At 62.1% G+C, this 17,089-nt stretch carries 15 protein-coding genes; 8 read left to right on the top strand and 7 right to left on the bottom strand.

Annotated features, from left to right (window positions below; genetic code table 11):
- The first annotated feature begins 50 nt into the window (after positions 1 to 50).
- Positions 51 to 1,130 (top strand): BMP family ABC transporter substrate-binding protein, encoded by a 1,080-nt coding sequence (locus ABR948_RS10815; protein WP_428116993.1) that lies wholly within the window; start codon positions 51 to 53, stop codon positions 1,128 to 1,130.
- 77 nt (positions 1,131 to 1,207) lie between these two features.
- On the opposite strand, the gene ABR948_RS10810 is transcribed toward ABR948_RS10815, so the two are convergent.
- On the bottom strand, positions 1,208 to 2,554 hold the full coding sequence (locus tag ABR948_RS10810) for an 8-oxoguanine deaminase (protein ID WP_428116990.1): 1,347 nt from the start codon (positions 2,552 to 2,554) through the stop codon (positions 1,208 to 1,210).
- Positions 2,555 to 2,792: 238 nt separating this feature from the next.
- Between ABR948_RS10810 and ABR948_RS10805 the strand changes: the two genes are divergently transcribed.
- Complete coding sequence (locus ABR948_RS10805; protein ID WP_428116987.1) at positions 2,793 to 3,614, top strand: FAD binding domain-containing protein; 822 nt, start codon at positions 2,793 to 2,795, stop codon at positions 3,612 to 3,614.
- A 2-nt stretch (positions 3,615 to 3,616) separates the two neighbouring features.
- Positions 3,617 to 6,343: a molybdopterin-dependent oxidoreductase gene (locus ABR948_RS10800; RefSeq protein WP_428116984.1), complete on the top strand. Its 2,727-nt coding sequence runs from the start codon at positions 3,617 to 3,619 to the stop codon at positions 6,341 to 6,343.
- A gap of 21 nt (positions 6,344 to 6,364) precedes the next feature.
- Here ABR948_RS10800 and pucL read toward each other — a convergent pair whose 3' ends face one another.
- Positions 6,365 to 7,204 carry a factor-independent urate hydroxylase gene (pucL, locus tag ABR948_RS10795; RefSeq protein ID WP_428116981.1) on the bottom strand — a complete coding sequence of 280 codons (840 nt, stop codon included), beginning with the start codon at positions 7,202 to 7,204 and terminating at the stop codon, positions 6,365 to 6,367.
- 235 nt (positions 7,205 to 7,439) lie between these two features.
- Here pucL and ABR948_RS10790 point away from each other — a divergent pair, with 235 nt between their 5' ends.
- Entirely contained in the window at positions 7,440 to 8,840 is a 1,401-nt protein-coding gene (locus ABR948_RS10790) for a nucleobase:cation symporter-2 family protein (RefSeq protein ID WP_428116978.1), read from the top strand.
- 33 nt (positions 8,841 to 8,873) lie between these two features.
- Here the strand turns inward: ABR948_RS10790 and uraD are convergent, their stop codons facing one another.
- The 3 genes from uraD to ABR948_RS10775 are packed head-to-tail and all read right to left on the bottom strand — an operon-like array spanning position 8,874 to position 11,121.
- On the bottom strand, positions 8,874 to 9,761 hold the full coding sequence (uraD, locus tag ABR948_RS10785) for a 2-oxo-4-hydroxy-4-carboxy-5-ureidoimidazoline decarboxylase (protein WP_428116975.1): 888 nt from the start codon (positions 9,759 to 9,761) through the stop codon (positions 8,874 to 8,876).
- Positions 9,762 to 9,771: 10 nt separating this feature from the next.
- The gene (gene puuE, locus ABR948_RS10780) at positions 9,772 to 10,707 is read right to left on the bottom strand and encodes an allantoinase PuuE (protein ID WP_428116973.1); all 936 of its coding nucleotides are present in this window, start codon (positions 10,705 to 10,707) and stop codon (positions 9,772 to 9,774) included.
- The gene (locus ABR948_RS10775; RefSeq protein WP_428116970.1) at positions 10,708 to 11,121 is read right to left on the bottom strand and encodes a DUF3830 family protein; all 414 of its coding nucleotides are present in this window, start codon (positions 11,119 to 11,121) and stop codon (positions 10,708 to 10,710) included.
- 292 nt (positions 11,122 to 11,413) lie between these two features.
- On the opposite strand from ABR948_RS10775, the gene ABR948_RS10770 reads away from it, so the two are divergent.
- The 4 genes from ABR948_RS10770 (at position 11,414) to ABR948_RS10755 (ending at position 14,962) form a co-directional block, all read left to right on the top strand.
- Complete coding sequence (locus ABR948_RS10770; RefSeq protein ID WP_428117018.1) at positions 11,414 to 11,716, top strand: hypothetical protein; 303 nt, start codon at positions 11,414 to 11,416, stop codon at positions 11,714 to 11,716.
- Positions 11,717 to 11,874: 158 nt separating this feature from the next.
- Positions 11,875 to 12,666 (top strand): class II aldolase/adducin family protein, encoded by a 792-nt coding sequence (locus tag ABR948_RS10765; RefSeq protein ID WP_428116968.1) that lies wholly within the window; start codon positions 11,875 to 11,877, stop codon positions 12,664 to 12,666.
- Between the two features lie 284 nt (positions 12,667 to 12,950).
- A complete protein-coding gene (locus ABR948_RS10760) occupies positions 12,951 to 13,406 on the top strand; it encodes a tripartite tricarboxylate transporter TctB family protein (RefSeq protein ID WP_428116965.1) in 456 nt (151 codons plus the stop codon).
- Complete coding sequence (locus ABR948_RS10755) at positions 13,403 to 14,962, top strand: tripartite tricarboxylate transporter permease (protein ID WP_428116962.1); 1,560 nt, start codon at positions 13,403 to 13,405, stop codon at positions 14,960 to 14,962. Before ABR948_RS10760 ends, ABR948_RS10755 begins: the two co-directional genes overlap by 4 nt.
- Here the strand turns inward: ABR948_RS10755 and ABR948_RS10750 are convergent.
- Together ABR948_RS10750 and ABR948_RS10745 are read right to left on the bottom strand one after the other, a co-directional pair.
- Positions 14,959 to 16,413: a M20/M25/M40 family metallo-hydrolase gene (locus ABR948_RS10750; protein WP_428116959.1), complete on the bottom strand. Its 1,455-nt coding sequence runs from the start codon at positions 16,411 to 16,413 to the stop codon at positions 14,959 to 14,961. The genes ABR948_RS10755 and ABR948_RS10750 overlap by 4 nt on opposite strands.
- Positions 16,414 to 16,549: 136 nt before the next feature.
- On the bottom strand, positions 16,550 to 16,975 hold the full coding sequence (locus tag ABR948_RS10745; RefSeq protein ID WP_428116957.1) for a c-type cytochrome: 426 nt from the start codon (positions 16,973 to 16,975) through the stop codon (positions 16,550 to 16,552).
- Positions 16,976 to 17,089: the final 114 nt, after the last annotated feature.

The following is a 17,089-nucleotide window of genomic DNA, read 5'->3' as shown; positions in this document are numbered from 1 at the left end:
CGGGCGCATCGGGGTTAGTCAGTCCACCCCTTAAGTAGCAGGAGAAACCCATGAGGAAGATTCTCATCGCGGCAACGGCAGTGATGCTCACCGCCGGAGCGAGCCTGTTCGGCGCATCCGCCGCCGACAAGCTCAAAGTCGGCTTTATCTATCTTGGTCCGGTCGGCGACTTCGGCTGGACCTACCAGCATGAACTTGCACGCCAGGCCGTGGTCAAGGAATTCGGCGACAAGGTCGAAACCACCTATCTCGAGAACGTCAGCGAGGGTCCCGATGCCGAGCGCTCGATCGAACAGCTCGTGCGCGCCGGCAACAAGCTGATCTTCACGACCTCGTTCGGCTACATGGATCCGACGCTGAAGGTGGCGAAGAAATATCCCAACGTGCATTTCGAGCACGCCACCGGCTTCAAGCGCGACAAGAACATGTCGATTTATAACGGCCGGTTCTACGAGGGCCGCTACATTCAGGGCGTGATCGCCGGCAAGATGTCGAAATCCGGCGTGCTGGGCTACATCGCCTCGTTCCCGATCCCGGAAGTCATCATGGGCATCAACGCCACCATCCTTGGCGCCCAGACCGTCAACCCCAACATCAAGGTCAAGATCATCTGGGCCAACACCTGGTTTGATCCGGGCAAGGAAGCCGATGCCGCCAAGGCGCTGCTCGATCAGGGCGCCGACGTGATCATGCAACACACCGACAGCCCGGCGGCGATGCAGATCGCTTCCGAGCGCGGCAAGCTGGCGTTCGGCCAGGATTCCGAAATGATCAAATTCGGACCGAAAACGCAGCTGACCTCGATCATGGATAACTGGGCGCCCTACTACATCGACCGCGTCAAGGCCGAGCTCGACGGCAAATGGGCCTCGGAAGATACCTGGGGCGGGCTGAAATCGAAACTGGTCGTGATGGCGCCCTACACCAACATGCCCGACGACGTGAAGAAACTGGCGGCAGATACCGAAGCCGCCATCATCGCCGGCAAGCTGTATCCGTTCAAATGTCCTGTGATCGGCCAGGACGGCAAGGAAGTTGAGTGCAAGGGCGGCGACCATCTGGCCGACGGCCAGGTGCTCGGCATGAACTTCTACGTCAAGGGCATCGACGACGCGATTCCCGGCAAGTAACGGCCGGGGACTCCCGAGATGACCGGGTCCGGGCGGCAACGCCCGGACCCTTTTTCATTGCGCCGAACCAAACAACTTCACCCAACCTGCATGGCATGCGCCGCGGCGCTATGGCGCCGGATCAGATCGGGCAAATCGAGCCCGGGAATGGCGCCATCCGACACCACCCACTTGCCGCCGACCATCACCCGGTCGGCGCGATGCGCCCCGCACAGAACCAGCGCCGCCAGCGGGTCGCCATGGCCCGAGAAACGCAATTCATCGAGCTTGAACAACGCAAGATCGGCGGCTTTCCCCACCGCGATCTCGCCGAGTTCGGGGCGGCCGACGCAGGCCGCCGACCCCCTGGTGGCCCATCGCAAGGCGTCCTTGTGGCTGACACGACCGACGCCGTAGCGGGCGCGCTGCAGCAGGAATGCAGCACGCACCTCCTGCATCAGGTTGGATCCGTCGTTCGAGGCCGAGCCATCGACGCCGAGACCAATCGCGACCCCGGCCTCTTCCATGTCGCAGACCGGGCAGCAGCCGGACGCCAGCAGCTGATTGCTGCAGGAACAATGGCTGATGGTCGTCTTTGCCTTGCCCAGCCGCTGCATTTCCTGGGCATTGAAATGAATGCCATGGGCCAGCCAGGTCCGCGCATTGAGCCAGCCGCATTGCTCGAGATAATCGAGCGGCCGGCAACCATGCATCTGCTGGCAGAATGTGTTCTCGTCCTCGGTCTCTGCCAGATGGGTATGCAGGCGGACGTCGAGCTTGTCGGCCAGGGCGGCGGTTGCGCTCATCAACGACGTTGTCACCGAAAATGGCGAGCATGGCGCTAGCGCGATCTGTACCATGGCGTCCGCGCCGCGCTGATGGTATTTGGCGACGACGCGTTCGCTGTCGGCCAGGATGGTGTCCTCGTCCTGCACCACGCTGTCGGGTGGCAGCCCGCCGTCGCGCTGCGACCGGTTCATCGAACCACGGGTCAACAGCACCCGGACCCCCAAACGCTGGGCGACGGCGACTTCGATATCGACCGCGTCCTCGAGCCCGGCCGGAAAGACGTAATGATGATCGGTGGTGGTGGTGCAGCCCGACAGCAAGAGCTCGGACATCGCAACCGAGACACCGAGATTGAGCGATTCCGGCGTCAGCCGCGCCCAGACCGGATAGAGTGCCTGCAGCCACGGGAACAGTTCGCGGTCCAGCGCCGCCGGAAGGGCGCGCGTCAGGGTCTGGTAGAAATGGTGGTGGGTGTTGATCAGCCCCGGCAGCACCACATGGTCGCCCGCCTCGAAGAACGCCGCCGAAGTGAGGGGCTGGCCGCCCTTCGGCACCAGCTCGACGATCCTGCCGTCCTGGACCACGATGCCACGTTCGGCCCCATCGGCGAGAATGGCCAAGGGATCTTTGATCCAGATCGCCCGCTTATGATCCATAGTCGGTACCTTCCCCAAGATCAGGTTCGCAAAAACAACCCGCCATGCCAGCCTTGCAATTCCAAGCCTTCTGCAATTCCAGACCTTCTTGCAATTCCAGGCCTTCTTGCAATTCCAAGCCTTCTTGCAATTTCAGGCCCTGCAATTCAAAGACCACCCCGATCCATGCAAGAGTTGGCGCCGGTCTTGCAAGAATTCCTAACTGTAGATGCATCTCGTTGAAAGCGTTAACGTATCCATGGATCTGAACACCATCACAGAGGTTGCCCACCCGCAAAAGCGGGAGCAGCTGCCCGTTTGGACGGCAGGCGACGCTTGGCTCGCGGGCGGAACCTGGCTGTTCTCGGAACCCCAGGTCCACCTGACACGGTTGATCGATCTCACCGACCTCAAATGGCCGGCGCTGACGATCGGCGAGACCGGGCTGACGATCGCGGCCACCTGCACGGTCGCGCAACTTGACGCCCTGGCCTGCCCGCCGGAATGGCTCGCCGCGCCCCTGATCAATCAATGCTGCCGCGCGTTTCTGGCCTCCTTCAAGATATGGAAGACCGCCACCGTCGGCGGCAATCTTTGCATGTCCCTGCCGGCCGGCCCGATGATCTCGTTGACGGCGGCGCTGGATGGGGTCTGCACGGTCTGGAAAGCCGACGGGAGCGAGCGGCGCGTCGGCGTCGCCGACTTCGTCACCGGCAACAATCGCAACGTCCTTACGCCGGGTGATCTGCTCAGGCAAATCGAAATTCCGCTGGCTGCACTGAAGCGGCGTGCGGCGTTTCGACAGATATCGCTGACGCTGCTCGGCCGCTCTGCCGCATTGTTGATCGGCAGTCTCGGCAGCGAGGGCGCCATGGCACTGACGGTAACGGCCTCCACGGCGCGGCCGGTTCGGCTCTCGTTTTCCCAAATTCCGGACCCTCGCGAACTGCGCGAGGCGATCCGTGAGCACATTCCCGATGCCATCTATCATGACGACGTTCATGGCAAACCCGCATGGCGCAAACACATGACGCTGCGCCTTGCCGAAGAGATTCGTGCCGAACTGCAAGGCCTGGTGTAACCATGAGCTTTGAGATCAACGGCAAGGATTTCCAGCAAACACCGCGCGCCGGACAATGCCTGCGAACATTTCTTCGCGAACTCGGGCATTTCGGGGTCAAGAAGGGGTGTGACGCCGGCGACTGCGGGGCCTGTACCGTGCTGATCGACGGCGAGCCGGTGCACTCTTGTCTGATCCCGGCGTTCCGGGCCGACGGCCACGCCGTTACCACCATCGAAGGTCTTGCGCCCGACGGCGGCACGCACCCGATGCAGCAGGCGTTTCTCGACGCGCAGGCGTTTCAGTGCGGCTTCTGTACCGCGGGCATGATCCTGACCTGCGCATCGTTGAATCAGGCGCAGCGGCAGGATCTCGGCGCATCGCTGAAAGGCAATCTGTGCCGCTGTACCGGCTACCGCTCGATCGAGGACGCCCTTAACGGTAAGAAGAATATCGAGGACGCCGCCGCCGGCACCGCCTTCGGCCGCAGCCTGCCCGCCCCCGCCGGACCCCAGGTGGTGCGGGGCGCCGCGCGCTACACCTTCGATACCACCATCGAAGGCTTGCTGCAGATCAAGATACTGCGCTCACCACATCCGCACGCCAGAATCATCTCGATCGACAAGACCGCGGCGCTGGCCGTTCCGGGCGTCCATACGGTGCTCACCTTCGAGGACGTGCCGGATCGGCTGTTCTCCACCGCGCGGCACGAAAAGAGCTGGATGGACCCGGACGACACCAGGATACTCGATAATGTCGTCCGCTTCATCGGACAAAAAGTCGCCGCCGTCATCGCGGAGACCGAGGCCGCGGCCGAGGAAGGTTGCCGCCGCCTTGTCGTCAGCTACGACATACTGCCCGCTGTGGTCGACCCGGAGCAGGCGATCGCGCCGGGGGCGCCGCTGATCCATGGCGACAAGACACCGGAACAACGCGTGGCCAACGCCCAAAGCAACATCGTGGCGGAAACCCACGGCGAGTTCGGCGATGTCGCCAGCGCGCTGGCGGGGTCCGCCGTCACCTACGAAGGAACGTTCACCACCCAGCGGGTCCAGCACGCGGCGCTCGAAACCCATGGCGGCCTCGCCTGGGTTGATCCCGGCGGCATCCTGAACGTGCGCTCCAGCACCCAGGTGCCATTCCTGACGCGACGCGCCCTGAGCGAGATTTTCGAGCTGCCGCCGGACAAGGTCCGGGTGTTCTGCGAACGCGTCGGCGGCGGCTTCGGCGGCAAGCAGGAAATGTTCGTCGAGGATATTCTCGCGCTTGCCGCCATCAGGACCGGACGGCCGGTCAAGCTTGAACTCACCCGCGAGGAGCAATTCATCTCGACCTCGACGCGGCATCCGATGCGCGTGACGGTGAAAGCGGGGGCCGACAAGGACGGAATGCTGACCGCGTTGCAGCTCGACGTGCTCTCCAACACCGGCGCCTACGGCAATCACGCCGGTCCGGTGCTGTTTCATGCCTGCAGTGAGTCGATCAGCGTCTATAATTGCCCCAACAAGAAGGTCGATGCCGTCGCCGCCTACACCAACACCTTGCCGGCAGGGGCTTTTCGGGGCTACGGCCTGCCGCAAACGCAGTTCGCGGTGGAAGGCGCGATCGACGAACTCGCCAGGAAACTTGGCATCAGTCCTTTCGACATCCGCCGCCGCAACGCCGTAAAATCAGGCGATCCGATGCTGGCGCCTCCGGGCTCGGAGCACGACGACGTACTTTATGGCAGTTACGGGCTCGATCAGTGCCTCGATCTGGTCGAGCGCGCGATGCAGATAGAAGCACCGAAAACCGACCTCTCCGCCGACTGGCTGATCGGCGAGGGCATCGCGCTCACCATGATCGATACCGTGCCTCCGGCCGGACATATCGCGGACGCCCGGATTTCGCTGCGTGAGGATGGCGGCTTCGAGCTGACCGTCGGAACGGCGGAGTTCGGCAATGGCACCTCGACGGTGCATCGCCAGATCGCCGCGACCGCGCTGGCGACGACCGTCGATCAAATCCGCCTGCTGCAATCCGATACGGCGCATGGCGGCCACGACACCGGCGCTTATGGCAGTACCGGCACGTTCGTCGCCGGACGCGCGACGCAGGCCGCGGCGGAAAATCTGGCTGAAGAGCTCAGGATCTTTGCTTCCACAGCGACGAAAACCAGTCCCGATACCTGCGTTCTCAAGAATGATTCCGCGATCTGCGGCAAGCAACGTCTGTCCTTCGCCGAACTCGCCGAAGCCGCGCGCGTGCAGGGACAGACTTTGAGCGCGAACGGCAGTTCGGCAGGCACCCCGCGCTCGGTCGCATTCAACGTCCAGGGCTTTCGTGTCGCCGTCAACAAAGGCACCGGGGAAATCAAGATCCTCAAAAGCGTGCAGGCCGCGGATGCCGGCCGGGTCGCCAATCCCATGCAGTGCCGTGGCCAGGTCGAGGGCGGGGTGGCGCAGTCGCTCGGCGCCACGCTGTACGAGGAAATGGTGATCGATGATGGCGGCCGCGTGATCAATCCGCAAATCCGCAATTATCACCTGCCGTCCTTTGCCGACATTCCGCGCACCGAGGTGTTTTTCGCCGATACCGTGGATTCGATCGGGCCGATGGGCGCAAAATCGATGAGCGAAAGTCCCTATAATCCGGTGGCCGCGGCACTCGGCAATGCGCTCGCCGATGCCACCGGAATCCGTTTCACCACCGTGCCGTTCAAGCCGGACCGGCTGTTTCCGGCGCTGCACGAAAAATTCGGGAAGCTGTAATCGCAGTCGCGCCGCGCGCGGTCAGCCCCGGCCCACGGTGCATTCGATCTGGCCGTGCGGCTCGTCCGTCGGCAGGAAAACCTCGTTGTTGTTATCCAGCCCGAACGCCGAGAGGTTCATCAGGATGAAGTGCATGTTCGGACAGGCCATGCTGATCTCGGAAATCTCCGGTACCGCCGCCAGCGCCGCCTCGCCCATGCGATACAGGCTGTCCTGCACGCTCGAACTATAGGTGGTGCTGAACACCTCCAGCAGCGTCGCAAGGATCTTCGCATTGGTGGCCGGGTAGCTGGACGGCTTGCCCGACCACTTCCACGACGCCACCATGCTGGTGGCGGCCATCCGGTCGTGGGTCGGGGGGATCGTGGTGTAGCGATCGTTGAAGTAGTTCTCCCAGCCCGACTGGGTCGACTTCATGAACGTAAAGCCATCGATACCCGAGGCCATCGCCGATCCGTCGCGGGTTGCGCTCACGTCAACCGTCGGCTTGCCGTTGCTGTCGAGAATGAAACTGTGCGGATGCGGCTCGCCGCCGAAACTCAGGCGGCTCCATTTCGTCTCATGCGCCGTGATGGCCACCGAGACCACCTGCGGATAAGAGTCGAGATATTTCTTCGCCAGCACCTGACAGAATTCCTCGGTGCAGAGTCCGGTATTTTCGCGCGCGACAATATTGACCACGTTCTTGATGGTATCGGTCGACACCGAGGTGGAGTTGTCGGCGCCGGTATAGGCGCGGGCGAAGTCACCCTCGATCATCGCCTTGATGTTGAGCTGGCTGACCTCATGCCGGCCGCCGTCGCGATGAATCCGCATGACGCGGACCCGGCCCTTTCCATATCTGTTCTTGATCAGCGGCACAGGCAAACCTCCAGTTCAACCGGCGAATTCGCGAGGCTCTGGTTTCGCCCAGGGCCAAGCCAATCACGCGTCCAGGCCCATCAGGTCCTGACCTATCAGAGCAACGTTTGTGCCATTGAACGGTCTTGGGGCGGTCTTGCCGGCAAACAATGCCCCTTGGCATCGGCCTTGTTTTGGTTTGCTATGGACGGAAACGGGGCCAACACAACGGGCCAACACTTGGGGGGACAAGTTCATGAGCACCGAAACCATCCATCCGGTCGACGAGATTCTGCCAACGCCGCGCCTGCTGGCGCTCGGCCTGCAGCATGTTCTGGTGATGTATGCCGGCGCGGTCGCGGTGCCCCTCATCATCGGGCGAGCCCTGAAATTGTCGCCCGAAGACGTCGCATTCCTGATCAGCGCGGATTTGTTCGCCTGCGGGCTGGCCACATTGGTGCAGTGCATCGGATTCCCCGGCGTCGGCATTCGACTGCCGGTGATGATGGGCGTCACTTTCGCGTCGGTGGGTCCGATGCTGTCGATGGCCGGCGCGCCCGATATCGGGTTGCTCGGCATCTATGGCTCGGTCATCTCTGCCGGAATCTTCGGCATCATTGCCGCTCCCTTCATCAGCCGGTTATTGCCGTTGTTTCCTCCCGTCGTGACCGGCACGATCATCATGGTGATCGGCATCTCGCTGATGCGCGTGGGCATCAACTGGGCCGGTGGCGGAATACCCACCTTTTCCAAGGTCGTTGACGGCGTTTCCATGACATTTCCCAATCCGGGCTACGGTCAGCTGCAGGGGCTCGGCATTGCGCTGTTCGTGCTGCTGATCATTCTCGGCCTGATCAAATGGGGCTCCGGCTTCATCGCCAACGTCTCGGTGCTGCTCGGCATTATCGCGGGCGCGATCCTGGCCAGCGTGCTCGGCGTCATGCATTTTGAGAAAGTTGCCGCAGCACCTTGGGGCGACGTCGTGATACCGCTGCATTTCGGAGTTCCGGAATTCCACGTCGTGCCGATCATCACCATGTGCATCGTGATGATCGTGGTGATGATCGAATCGCTCGGGATGTTTCTGGCGCTCGGCGAGATCACCGGCAGGACGATCGACCGCGACGCGCTGACCCGCGGCTTGCGCGCCGACGGCGTCGGCACGTTGCTCGGCGGTTTGTTCAACACGTTTCCCTATACCTCGTTCTCGCAGAATGTCGGCCTCGTCAGCGTCACCGGCGTGCGGTCGCGCTGGGTCACCGTCGCCGGCGGCGGAATCATGCTGCTGCTCGGTTTGCTGCCGAAGATGGCGGCATTGGTCGAAGCCGTCCCGCTGGTGGTGCTTGGCGGCGCCGGTCTCGTGATGTTCGGCATGGTCGCCGCGACCGGCGCCAGAATCCTCACGGCGGTCGACTTCAAGAACAATCGCTACAACCTGTTCGTGGTGGCGATCTCGGTCGGCTTCGGCATGATCCCGCTGGCCGCGCCGAATTTCTTCCGCAACCTGCCGCACGATCTGCAGCCGCTGCTGGAATCCGGTATCCTGCTCTGCGCGCTGGTTGCCGTGATCCTGAATGCATTTTTCAACGGCATCGGCAGCAAGGCCGCCGCCGAGGCGGATGCGGTCGCGGCGGCTTCATCGGCGCAACACGTGTGACGTATGAGCCGCCTCGTCTTGAGGAGCAGCTTATCAGCTGCCCCGATACGTCGCATAACTCCAGGGCGTGACCAGCAGCGGCACGTGGAGATGGCCTTCCGGTTCGCTGACCGAAAACCGCAGCGGAATTTGATCCAGAAACGGCGGGTCTGACATCGGCACCTGCCGCTGTGCAAAATAGCTGCCGACGCTGAACGTCAATTCGTAGCGGCCGATCGGCACCGGCCGCCCGCCAATCAACGGCTGATCGGTACGGCCGTCCGCGTTGGTGACCGCGCGCGTCACGACCCGGCTCACACCGAGGTTCGATAGCTCGACCAGTTCGACCGCGATCCCCGCGGCCGGCTTGCCGCTATGGGTGTCGAGCACGTGGGTCGACAGCCGCCCATGCACCTGCAGCCGATCATCCGATGCCACCAGCAAATCGAGGCGCAAGGCCGCGATCCGGCAGATTTCCTCGATCGACTTCTGCGTTTCGGTTTTCACGTCGTTCGGCAGGCGGCGCTCGAAATCGCGCAGCACGGAATCCTTGGTGTGCCGGCGAACCGAGACGATGTAGGGAAAGCCGAATTTGGCGCGGTAGGCGTTATTGACCCGCTCGAAGGCCTCATATTCGGCGTCCGACAACCGATCGAGGCCGAGGCTGTTCTGTTCGAAGTCGGATTCCGCGGTCAAGCCCGCGGCGCGCTGCGTCTTGTTGGCAAGATCCGGATGCGCCTTGATCAAGGCCAGACGAAGATCCGGTGCCGCGCGATCGACCGCGGCCTTCATCGCCCCGAACAGCTGGTTCACGCCGGCGAACGGCCGCGCTGACGCCGCCTGTTCGGCGATCCAGGGCGAATACTCGAAGATATTCGCCAGTGCCCCGACAAAGTCGTCCTTGCTGCAGGCGTTCAGGTCGGCAAGCGTTTTCTGAGACATGGTATCCTGACTATCCGATGTTCGGGGCGCCGGCCGCCAGATGCGAAAGATTGGCGTGCCAGTGCTGCGCGATCTGCAGCCGCGTCGGCACCCAGACCCGCTCATGACTCATGATGTAGTCGAGAAATCGCATCAGCGATGCCGCGCGGCCGGGGCGTCCGACGATCCGGCAATGCAGACCCACCGACATCATCTTGGGCGAGGTTTCGCCTTCCGCATACAGCACGTCGAAGCTGTCCTTGAGATAGGTAAAGAACTGATCGCCGCCGCCGAACCCCTGCGCATTGACGAAGCGCATGTCGTTGACGTCGAGGCTGTAGGGAATGATCAAATGCGGACCGGCCGGCCCTTTTATCCAATAGGGCAGATCGTCGGCGTAGGAGTCACAGGAATAGAGGAAACCGCCGGCTTCCATCACCAGCTGTACGGTGTTGATGGATGTCCGCCCGGTGTACCAGCCGAGCGGGCGTTGCCCGGTAACCTCGGTGTGGACACGGATCGCATCCGCAATTTCCACGCGCTCCTCCGCTTGCGACATGTCCTTGTGCTCGACCCACTTCAGGCTGTGGCTGGCGATGTCCCAATTGGCCTCCTTCATGGCCGCGACAATTTGCGGATTTCGTTTCAAGGCCGTCGCAACGCCGAATACCGTGGTCGGCAGCTTGCGCTCGGTAAACATCCGCCACAGCCGCCAGAAGCCGGCGCGCGAGCCGTACTCGAACATCGACTCGATATTGGCGTGGCGCTGTCCGGGCCAGGGCTGCGCGCCCAGTACATCCGACAGAAACGCTTCCGACGCGCGGTCCCCATGCAGAATGTTGTTTTCACCGCCCTCTTCGAAATTCACCACGAACTGCACGGCGACGCGCGCGTTACCGGGCCAGCGCGGATCTGGCGGATTGCGGCCATAGCCGTGGAGATCCCTGGGATATCCGGCTTCGGCCATCTACACTTCCTCGAAGCGGACTTTCTGCGCACCCTTCCAGAGCACGGTCTTGCCCAACGCGGGCAAGTTCTCAAGATTGGAGGTCAGCGTGATGAAGTGATTGCCTGCAAGCTGGCCCATCTTGCTGGCGAAGTGCACGCCGCCATAGGCCAGCAAAATCTCGGTTTCGCTGATGCCGCCGGGATAAAGAATGATCTGGCCGGGTGCGGGATAGCTGGTGTGGTTCTCATAGCTCACGCCGAAATCGAGATCGCCGAGCGGCATCCAGACCCCCTCGCCGCTCCAGCGTACATGGATAGCCTGGCTCTCGAACGGCATCGCCTTGCGAAAGGCGGCGCAGGTCTTGGGCGCCAATTGTTCTTCGAAACGGGCCTGGAACGTGAAGTCGCCGGCGTGGACAATGAGTTGGCTCATTCATGATACTCGTGATTGCTTTTGAAGGATGTTTTGAATACATCGACTGCGGTCTAAACTGCGGTAAGCAAGGAACATTCCAGCCGATGGCCGAATTCTAGGGCCTTTTATGGCTGACAGCAAAGGCCGATTGGGGCCGTCCTCAGGGGCGAGTTGGTTGTTCGCACCAGAACAGCGGCTCACTGGCGCGATGGCTTTCTTTCGCCTTGAAGCCCAAATAACCGTGATAGACATCCCGTCGCCGATCCGGTTCAATAAAGGCTGGGTGGCGCATGTTTCGAGAGAGAAACCGATGAAGAAGCTTGTACTTGCAATCCTCCTGATTGCCTCACCCGCATGGGCCCAAACGGCACCCACCCAAATAACACCCAAGAAGACGAACGCGCGTGTCGATAATTGTACCCCGATCGGCCGCACGGCCGACGGCAAACTGATCTACTCGCTGAAGTGCGATAATTTGCCAGCGCCGCCGCCCCCGCCTCCAGAGGCTGAAGTCGAGCCGCCGCCGGAGCCGGTCATACAGCGCGGCGGAATTTTCGGCATGTCATTCGCGCCTCCTGGAGCGGCACCGCCAGCATCGCCCGCCGGTCACTGACGGTCACATTCAACACCTCAGCCGGTCGCCCGCCGCGACCGGCTTTTGCTTGCAGGCTGCATTGCAGGATTGCCCCAATCCGGCTTGCTGCGGCGTCGGTCTTGCTCTTATCCTGCACGCAACCTGCTTTGAATGAACCACTCTAGTGGAGCCGCGCCATGACCCCCGTGAACTCTCCGGCCATCAAAATCGTCAAATCGGTCCGCGAACAGGTGAGCGCCGAGGAATGGCAAACGCGGGTCGATCTGGCGGCCTGCTACCGCCTCACCGCGATGTACGGCATGACGGAGATGATCGCCAACCACATCTCATGCCGTGTTCCCGGGTCGCACGACCACTTCCTGATCAATCCCTATGGGATGCTGTACGAGGAAATCGACGCATCGAGCCTGATCAAGGTCGACCTCGACGGCAATACGCTGTTCAATGCCTCGGATTATGGCGTCAACGCCGCCGGTTTCGTCATTCATAGCGCCATTCACATGGCCCGGCACGATGTCGACTGCGTGGCGCATACCCACACGCCGGCCGGCATGGCGGTCTCGGCCATGGAATGCGGGCTGCTTCCGCTGGCGCAGACATCGATGCGGTTCCTTCACATCGCCTATCACGACTTCGAAGGCATCGCCGACGATGTCGGCGAGCGCGAGCGGCTGGTGCGGGACCTCGGCAATCACGAAGCGATGATTCTACGCAACCACGGACTGCTGGTTGTGGGGCGGACCATCCCCGCGACATTCAACCTGCTGTTTCGCATGGAGCGCGCCTGCGAGGTGCAGGTGATGGCGCTGTCCTGCAATACCAAGCTGACGCTGCCGCCGCAGGACGTGCTGGAAAAAACCTTCGACAAGATGAAGCCGCACCCGGACCTGCCCAATCGCAACGGCGAACTGGCCTGGCCGGCGTTGCTGCGCAAGCTGGACCGGGTCGATCCGTCGTATCGGAATTGACCAGCGCTTATTTGCGGTCCGGTTTTCTGCTCCCGCTCTCCTTCAGGTAGCGGGTGGCGTGATCGGAAATCCCCGCGGCGGACCTGAGCTGGTCCGGATGCCGGCACCGCGCCAATTTGGCCGATTTTATCGTTCGATAAACTGGGCTATGGTCCCGGGCGGACAGCGGTCCCTTTTCCTTCCGCAAAAGTGAGGCGGGGCTGTATCGACAGGCCTTGCCACGACAGGTAGGGTCCGCAGCCTAAAAAAGTTCCGGAGAGACGCCGTTGTTGGAGAAGTTCGCCTTGAAGCGTGATTACTATGCCGGCGGCCTGATGCTTCTGATCGGAGTCGGAGCCGCGGTGACCGGCACTGGCTACAAATTCGGCAGCCTTGCCCGAATGGGCCCCGGCTTCATGCCGGTCGTGCTGGGGGTTGTCCTGGCGTTTCTTGGCCTGCTGATCGCTGGCACCGCCCTGGGATCCTCCGAACCCGACGACAAGAAGTTTCTGCCGGACAATCCGCAATGGTTCGGCTGGCTTTGCATTCTGGGCGGTCCGGTCCTGTTCATCATCGTGGGACAGTATGGCGGCATGATCCCGGCGGTATTCGCCTGCGTGTTTGTCTGCGCGCTGGGGGACAAGACGGCCACCTATAAATCGTCGGCCGTTCTGGCGGCCGGCGTCACCGTATTCGGTGTGCTGCTGTTTCATTATCTCCTGAACATTCCGTTCCCGCTGCTGCGTGGGTTCAACCTATGATCTCAACCGCGATCACGGATCTCTGGTACGGCTTCGGCGTTGCGCTAGAACCGCACAACCTGATGTATTGCTTCCTCGGCGTGCTGGTCGGCAACCTCGTCGGCGTACTGCCGGGCATGGGCCCGGTCGCGACGATCTCGATTCTGCTGCCGCTGACCTTCGGGATGCAGCCGGTGCCGGCGATCCTGATGCTGTCCGGCGTCTATTACGGCGCGCAATATGGCGGCGCGATCTGCTCGATTCTATTGAACTTGCCGTGTCATCCGCCGCACGCCGTGACCTGTCTGGACGGATTTCCGCTCACCAAGCAGGGCAAGGGCGGAACGGCGCTGGGCATCACCATCATCGCCGCCTTCATCGGCGCATCGTTCGGCATCACCGAAATGATCTTTCTGGCGCCGTTCCTGGTCAAAATGGCGCTGGAATTCGGCCCCGCCGAAGTATGTTCGCTGATGCTGGTCGGACTGCTCGCGGGCTCGACGCTGGCGAAGGGATCGCCGCTCAAGGGCATCGCGATGACGGTTCTCGGCCTCCTGGTCGGCATCGTGGGATCGGACATCGAGACCGGACAGCCCCGCTTCACCTTCGGCATCACGGAGCTGTTCGACGGCGTCGAAATCATTGCGCTGGCGCTCGGCATGTTCGGTATCGCCGAGTTCCTGAACAGCATCAACAATACCGAAACCGTCGACATGAAATACGCCAAGGTCGGCATCTCCGACATGTTTCCGTCGAAGGCCGATCTCAAGCTGGCGTTCTGGCCGATGATCCGCGGCACCTTTATCGGCAGCCTCTGCGCGCTGATTCCGGGTACCGGACCGACCATCGCCTCCTTTGTTTCCTACGCCACGGAGAAGAAGATTTCAAAGACGCCGGAGCGCTTCGGCCACGGCGCGATCGAGGGCGTCGCCTGCCCTGAGGCCTCAACGCATTCCTCGGTGCAGGGCGACTTCATCCCGACCATGAGCTTGGGCATTCCAGGCGACACCGTGATGGCGTTGCTATTGGGCGCGCTGATCATTCACGGCATCGTCCCCGGCCCGCAGCTGATAAGCCAGCACGCCGACATCTTCTGGGGTCTGATCGCGAGCTTCTGGATCGGCAACATCCTGCTGGTCATTCTCAACGTGCCGATGATCGGCCTGTGGGTGAAGCTCTTGAGCATCCCCTATCGCTACCTCTATCCGAGCGCGATGTTCTTTGTCTGCATCGGGGTCTATGCCGCCAGCAACGACATGTTCCAGGTCGGCGAAACCGCGTTCATCGGCGTTGTCGGATACATCCTGCTGCGCCTTGATTTCCACCCGGCGCCGATTCTGCTCGGCTTCGTGCTCGGGCCGCGTTTCGAGGAAAACTTCCGGCGCAGCCTCTTGATCTCGCGCGGCGACCTGATGACCTTCATCGAGCGTCCGATCAGCGCGTTCTTCCTGCTGATCTGCGTGGTGCTGATCACGGCCCAGATCTATGTCTGGCTGCGCAAGCCGAAGATCATCACCGAGGAAAAGGCCATCGAGGCCCAGGTACCGGCCACACCGTATTCGGAACTGGCCGGTTAGGACCCGCCGGACAGCAATTTAACGAGCCGGTAGAGATACTCGTCACCTTCGTAGAACGATTTGACGAGAATCCGTTCGTCCTTGCCGTGGATCCGGCTGTCGTTGATATCGCCGGCGAGGCCGGAATGGCCATAGGTCGGAATCCCGGCATTACGCAGATAGCTTCCGTCGGTGGCGCCGGCGCTCATGGTCGGGATCACGACCGCGCCCGGCCAGAACCGCTGCGACAATTTCTCGATCGATCCCATGATCTCTTCATTCAGCGCCGATGGCGCGCTCAGCACCGGCTGATCGATTGGCGTGATCACGATCTGATCGTCCGCGAGCACGCGGACCAGCGTCGCCTTGACCTCGTCGACGGTTTCGCCGGGCATCACCCGGCAATTGACCGTGGCGCTGGCCAATTGCGGCAACGCGTTGAACGCCTGGCCGCCCGTCAGCATGGTCGCGACACAGGTGGTGCGCAGCAGGGCGTTATAGAACGGATTGGCGGCGAGCCGGACAAACGACGGGGCGGTTGGATCCAGCCCGCCATCGCCCAGCACCGCGCGCATGTCGACGGCCATATGGCCGCCCTCGAGTTGCGCCGAGCGCTCGAAGTAAGCCCGCGTGGTCTCGTTGAGCTTCGGGGAAAAGTCGAATTTGGAGAGCCGCACCAATCCTTCCGCGAGGCGGTAGATCGCATTGTCCTTCATGGGGACCGCGCTATGGCCACCACGATTTTTCACGTCGAGCCGAAAGGTAATCGAGAATTTCTCGCTGGTCTGGACGCTGTTGCGGATCGGCTTGCCATCCTTTAGCCCGACGCCGCCGCCCTCATTCAGGGCAAACTCAGCATCGATCAGATCGCGATGGTTCTTGATCAGCCACTGGATCCCGAGGCCGTCATGGTCGAGGATTTCCTCATCGGTCTCGAGCGCGACGATGATATCGCGATCGGGCTTGTAGCCTTCCTGCTTGTAGCGAACGAGATTGGCGATAAACGAGGCCGCCATGTATTTGTCGTCGCCGCTGCCGCGGGCATAGAAATAACCATCCTGCTCGGTCAGCTTGAACGGATCGACCGACCAATCCGCCCGGTCGGCCGGCACGACGTCGAGATGCGCCACCAGCAGGATCGGTTTGCGTGCGCCGGTGCCGCGCAGGCGGGCGACCAGATTGCCCTTGCGCGGCGCGGGCGAGAAGGCGTGAACGTCGGCGTCCGCAAAGCCGGCGGCCAAGAGGCGCGCCGCCATCGCCTCGGCGGCGCGCGCGGTGTCTCCCGTGGCGGTCACGGTGTTGATCTCGACCAGTTCCTTGTAGATGTCGAAGGCCAGTTGCTGTTGCGCACTCAGCCCTTCGGCAGCCGCGGCGCGTGGCGCCACCGGGAGAATTAAGACCAGGGCGACGAAAAAAGCGATCCAAAGGCTGCCATGAGCTGTGAAGCCCCTCCGCCCGATTGCTGCAAACATCCTGCTCTCCAAAAATGCCGCCGGCCTTCGCGAATTCAGACAGGTAACATGTGCGCTGGCAAGGTGCCGGACAAGGCACGGCTGCGGCTTAAGCCATCCCATTTCGGTATCGTTGTCTTCGACCCGTTGCGGCCTTTCAGCGGCGAACGGCCCGAACATCTTCGGCCGTAACCGTATCCCGGTAGCTGTTGCCGAAATGCGTCCGCACATAATTCACCACGGCGGCAATCTGATCGTCGCTCATCATGGCGCCAAATGGCGGCATTCCGCGCTGGCCGTTGACGACTACCCCGACGGGATATCCGCTGGATTCGAGATTGCCGTTGCCCGCGAGCGATGGATAGGTTCCGGCTCCGGTGGCACCTTTGCCGTCGGACATGTGACAGCCCCGGCAGACATTGGCGAACAGGTCCTCGCCGCTTTTTTCGACAAAACTGAAGCCGGGGCTGAACGCAGGCTCCGACGCCGCAGGCGCGGTGTTCTGCGCGTAGGCCGGCGAGGACAGCAGCAGCGTCGCCGTCGCGGCCAAGGCGATGCGAAATTGGAAGTTTTTCCGTGTCACGTGAACAACACCCGCCTATCCCGCCTCAACAACGTCGCCTCACTTTTTGACCACGCGATCATGCAACCGGGTGATGGCGTCAAGCGACGACAGGATGGCGCCCTCCTGCCAGGC

Origin of the sequence: Bradyrhizobium sp. (genome assembly GCF_050014615.1) — a bacterium.
In the GTDB taxonomy this organism is placed as follows: domain Bacteria; phylum Pseudomonadota; class Alphaproteobacteria; order Rhizobiales; family Xanthobacteraceae; genus Bradyrhizobium.
The sequence above is the reverse complement of the archived record's forward strand: the minus strand, read 5'-3'. Positions and strand labels throughout refer to the sequence as shown.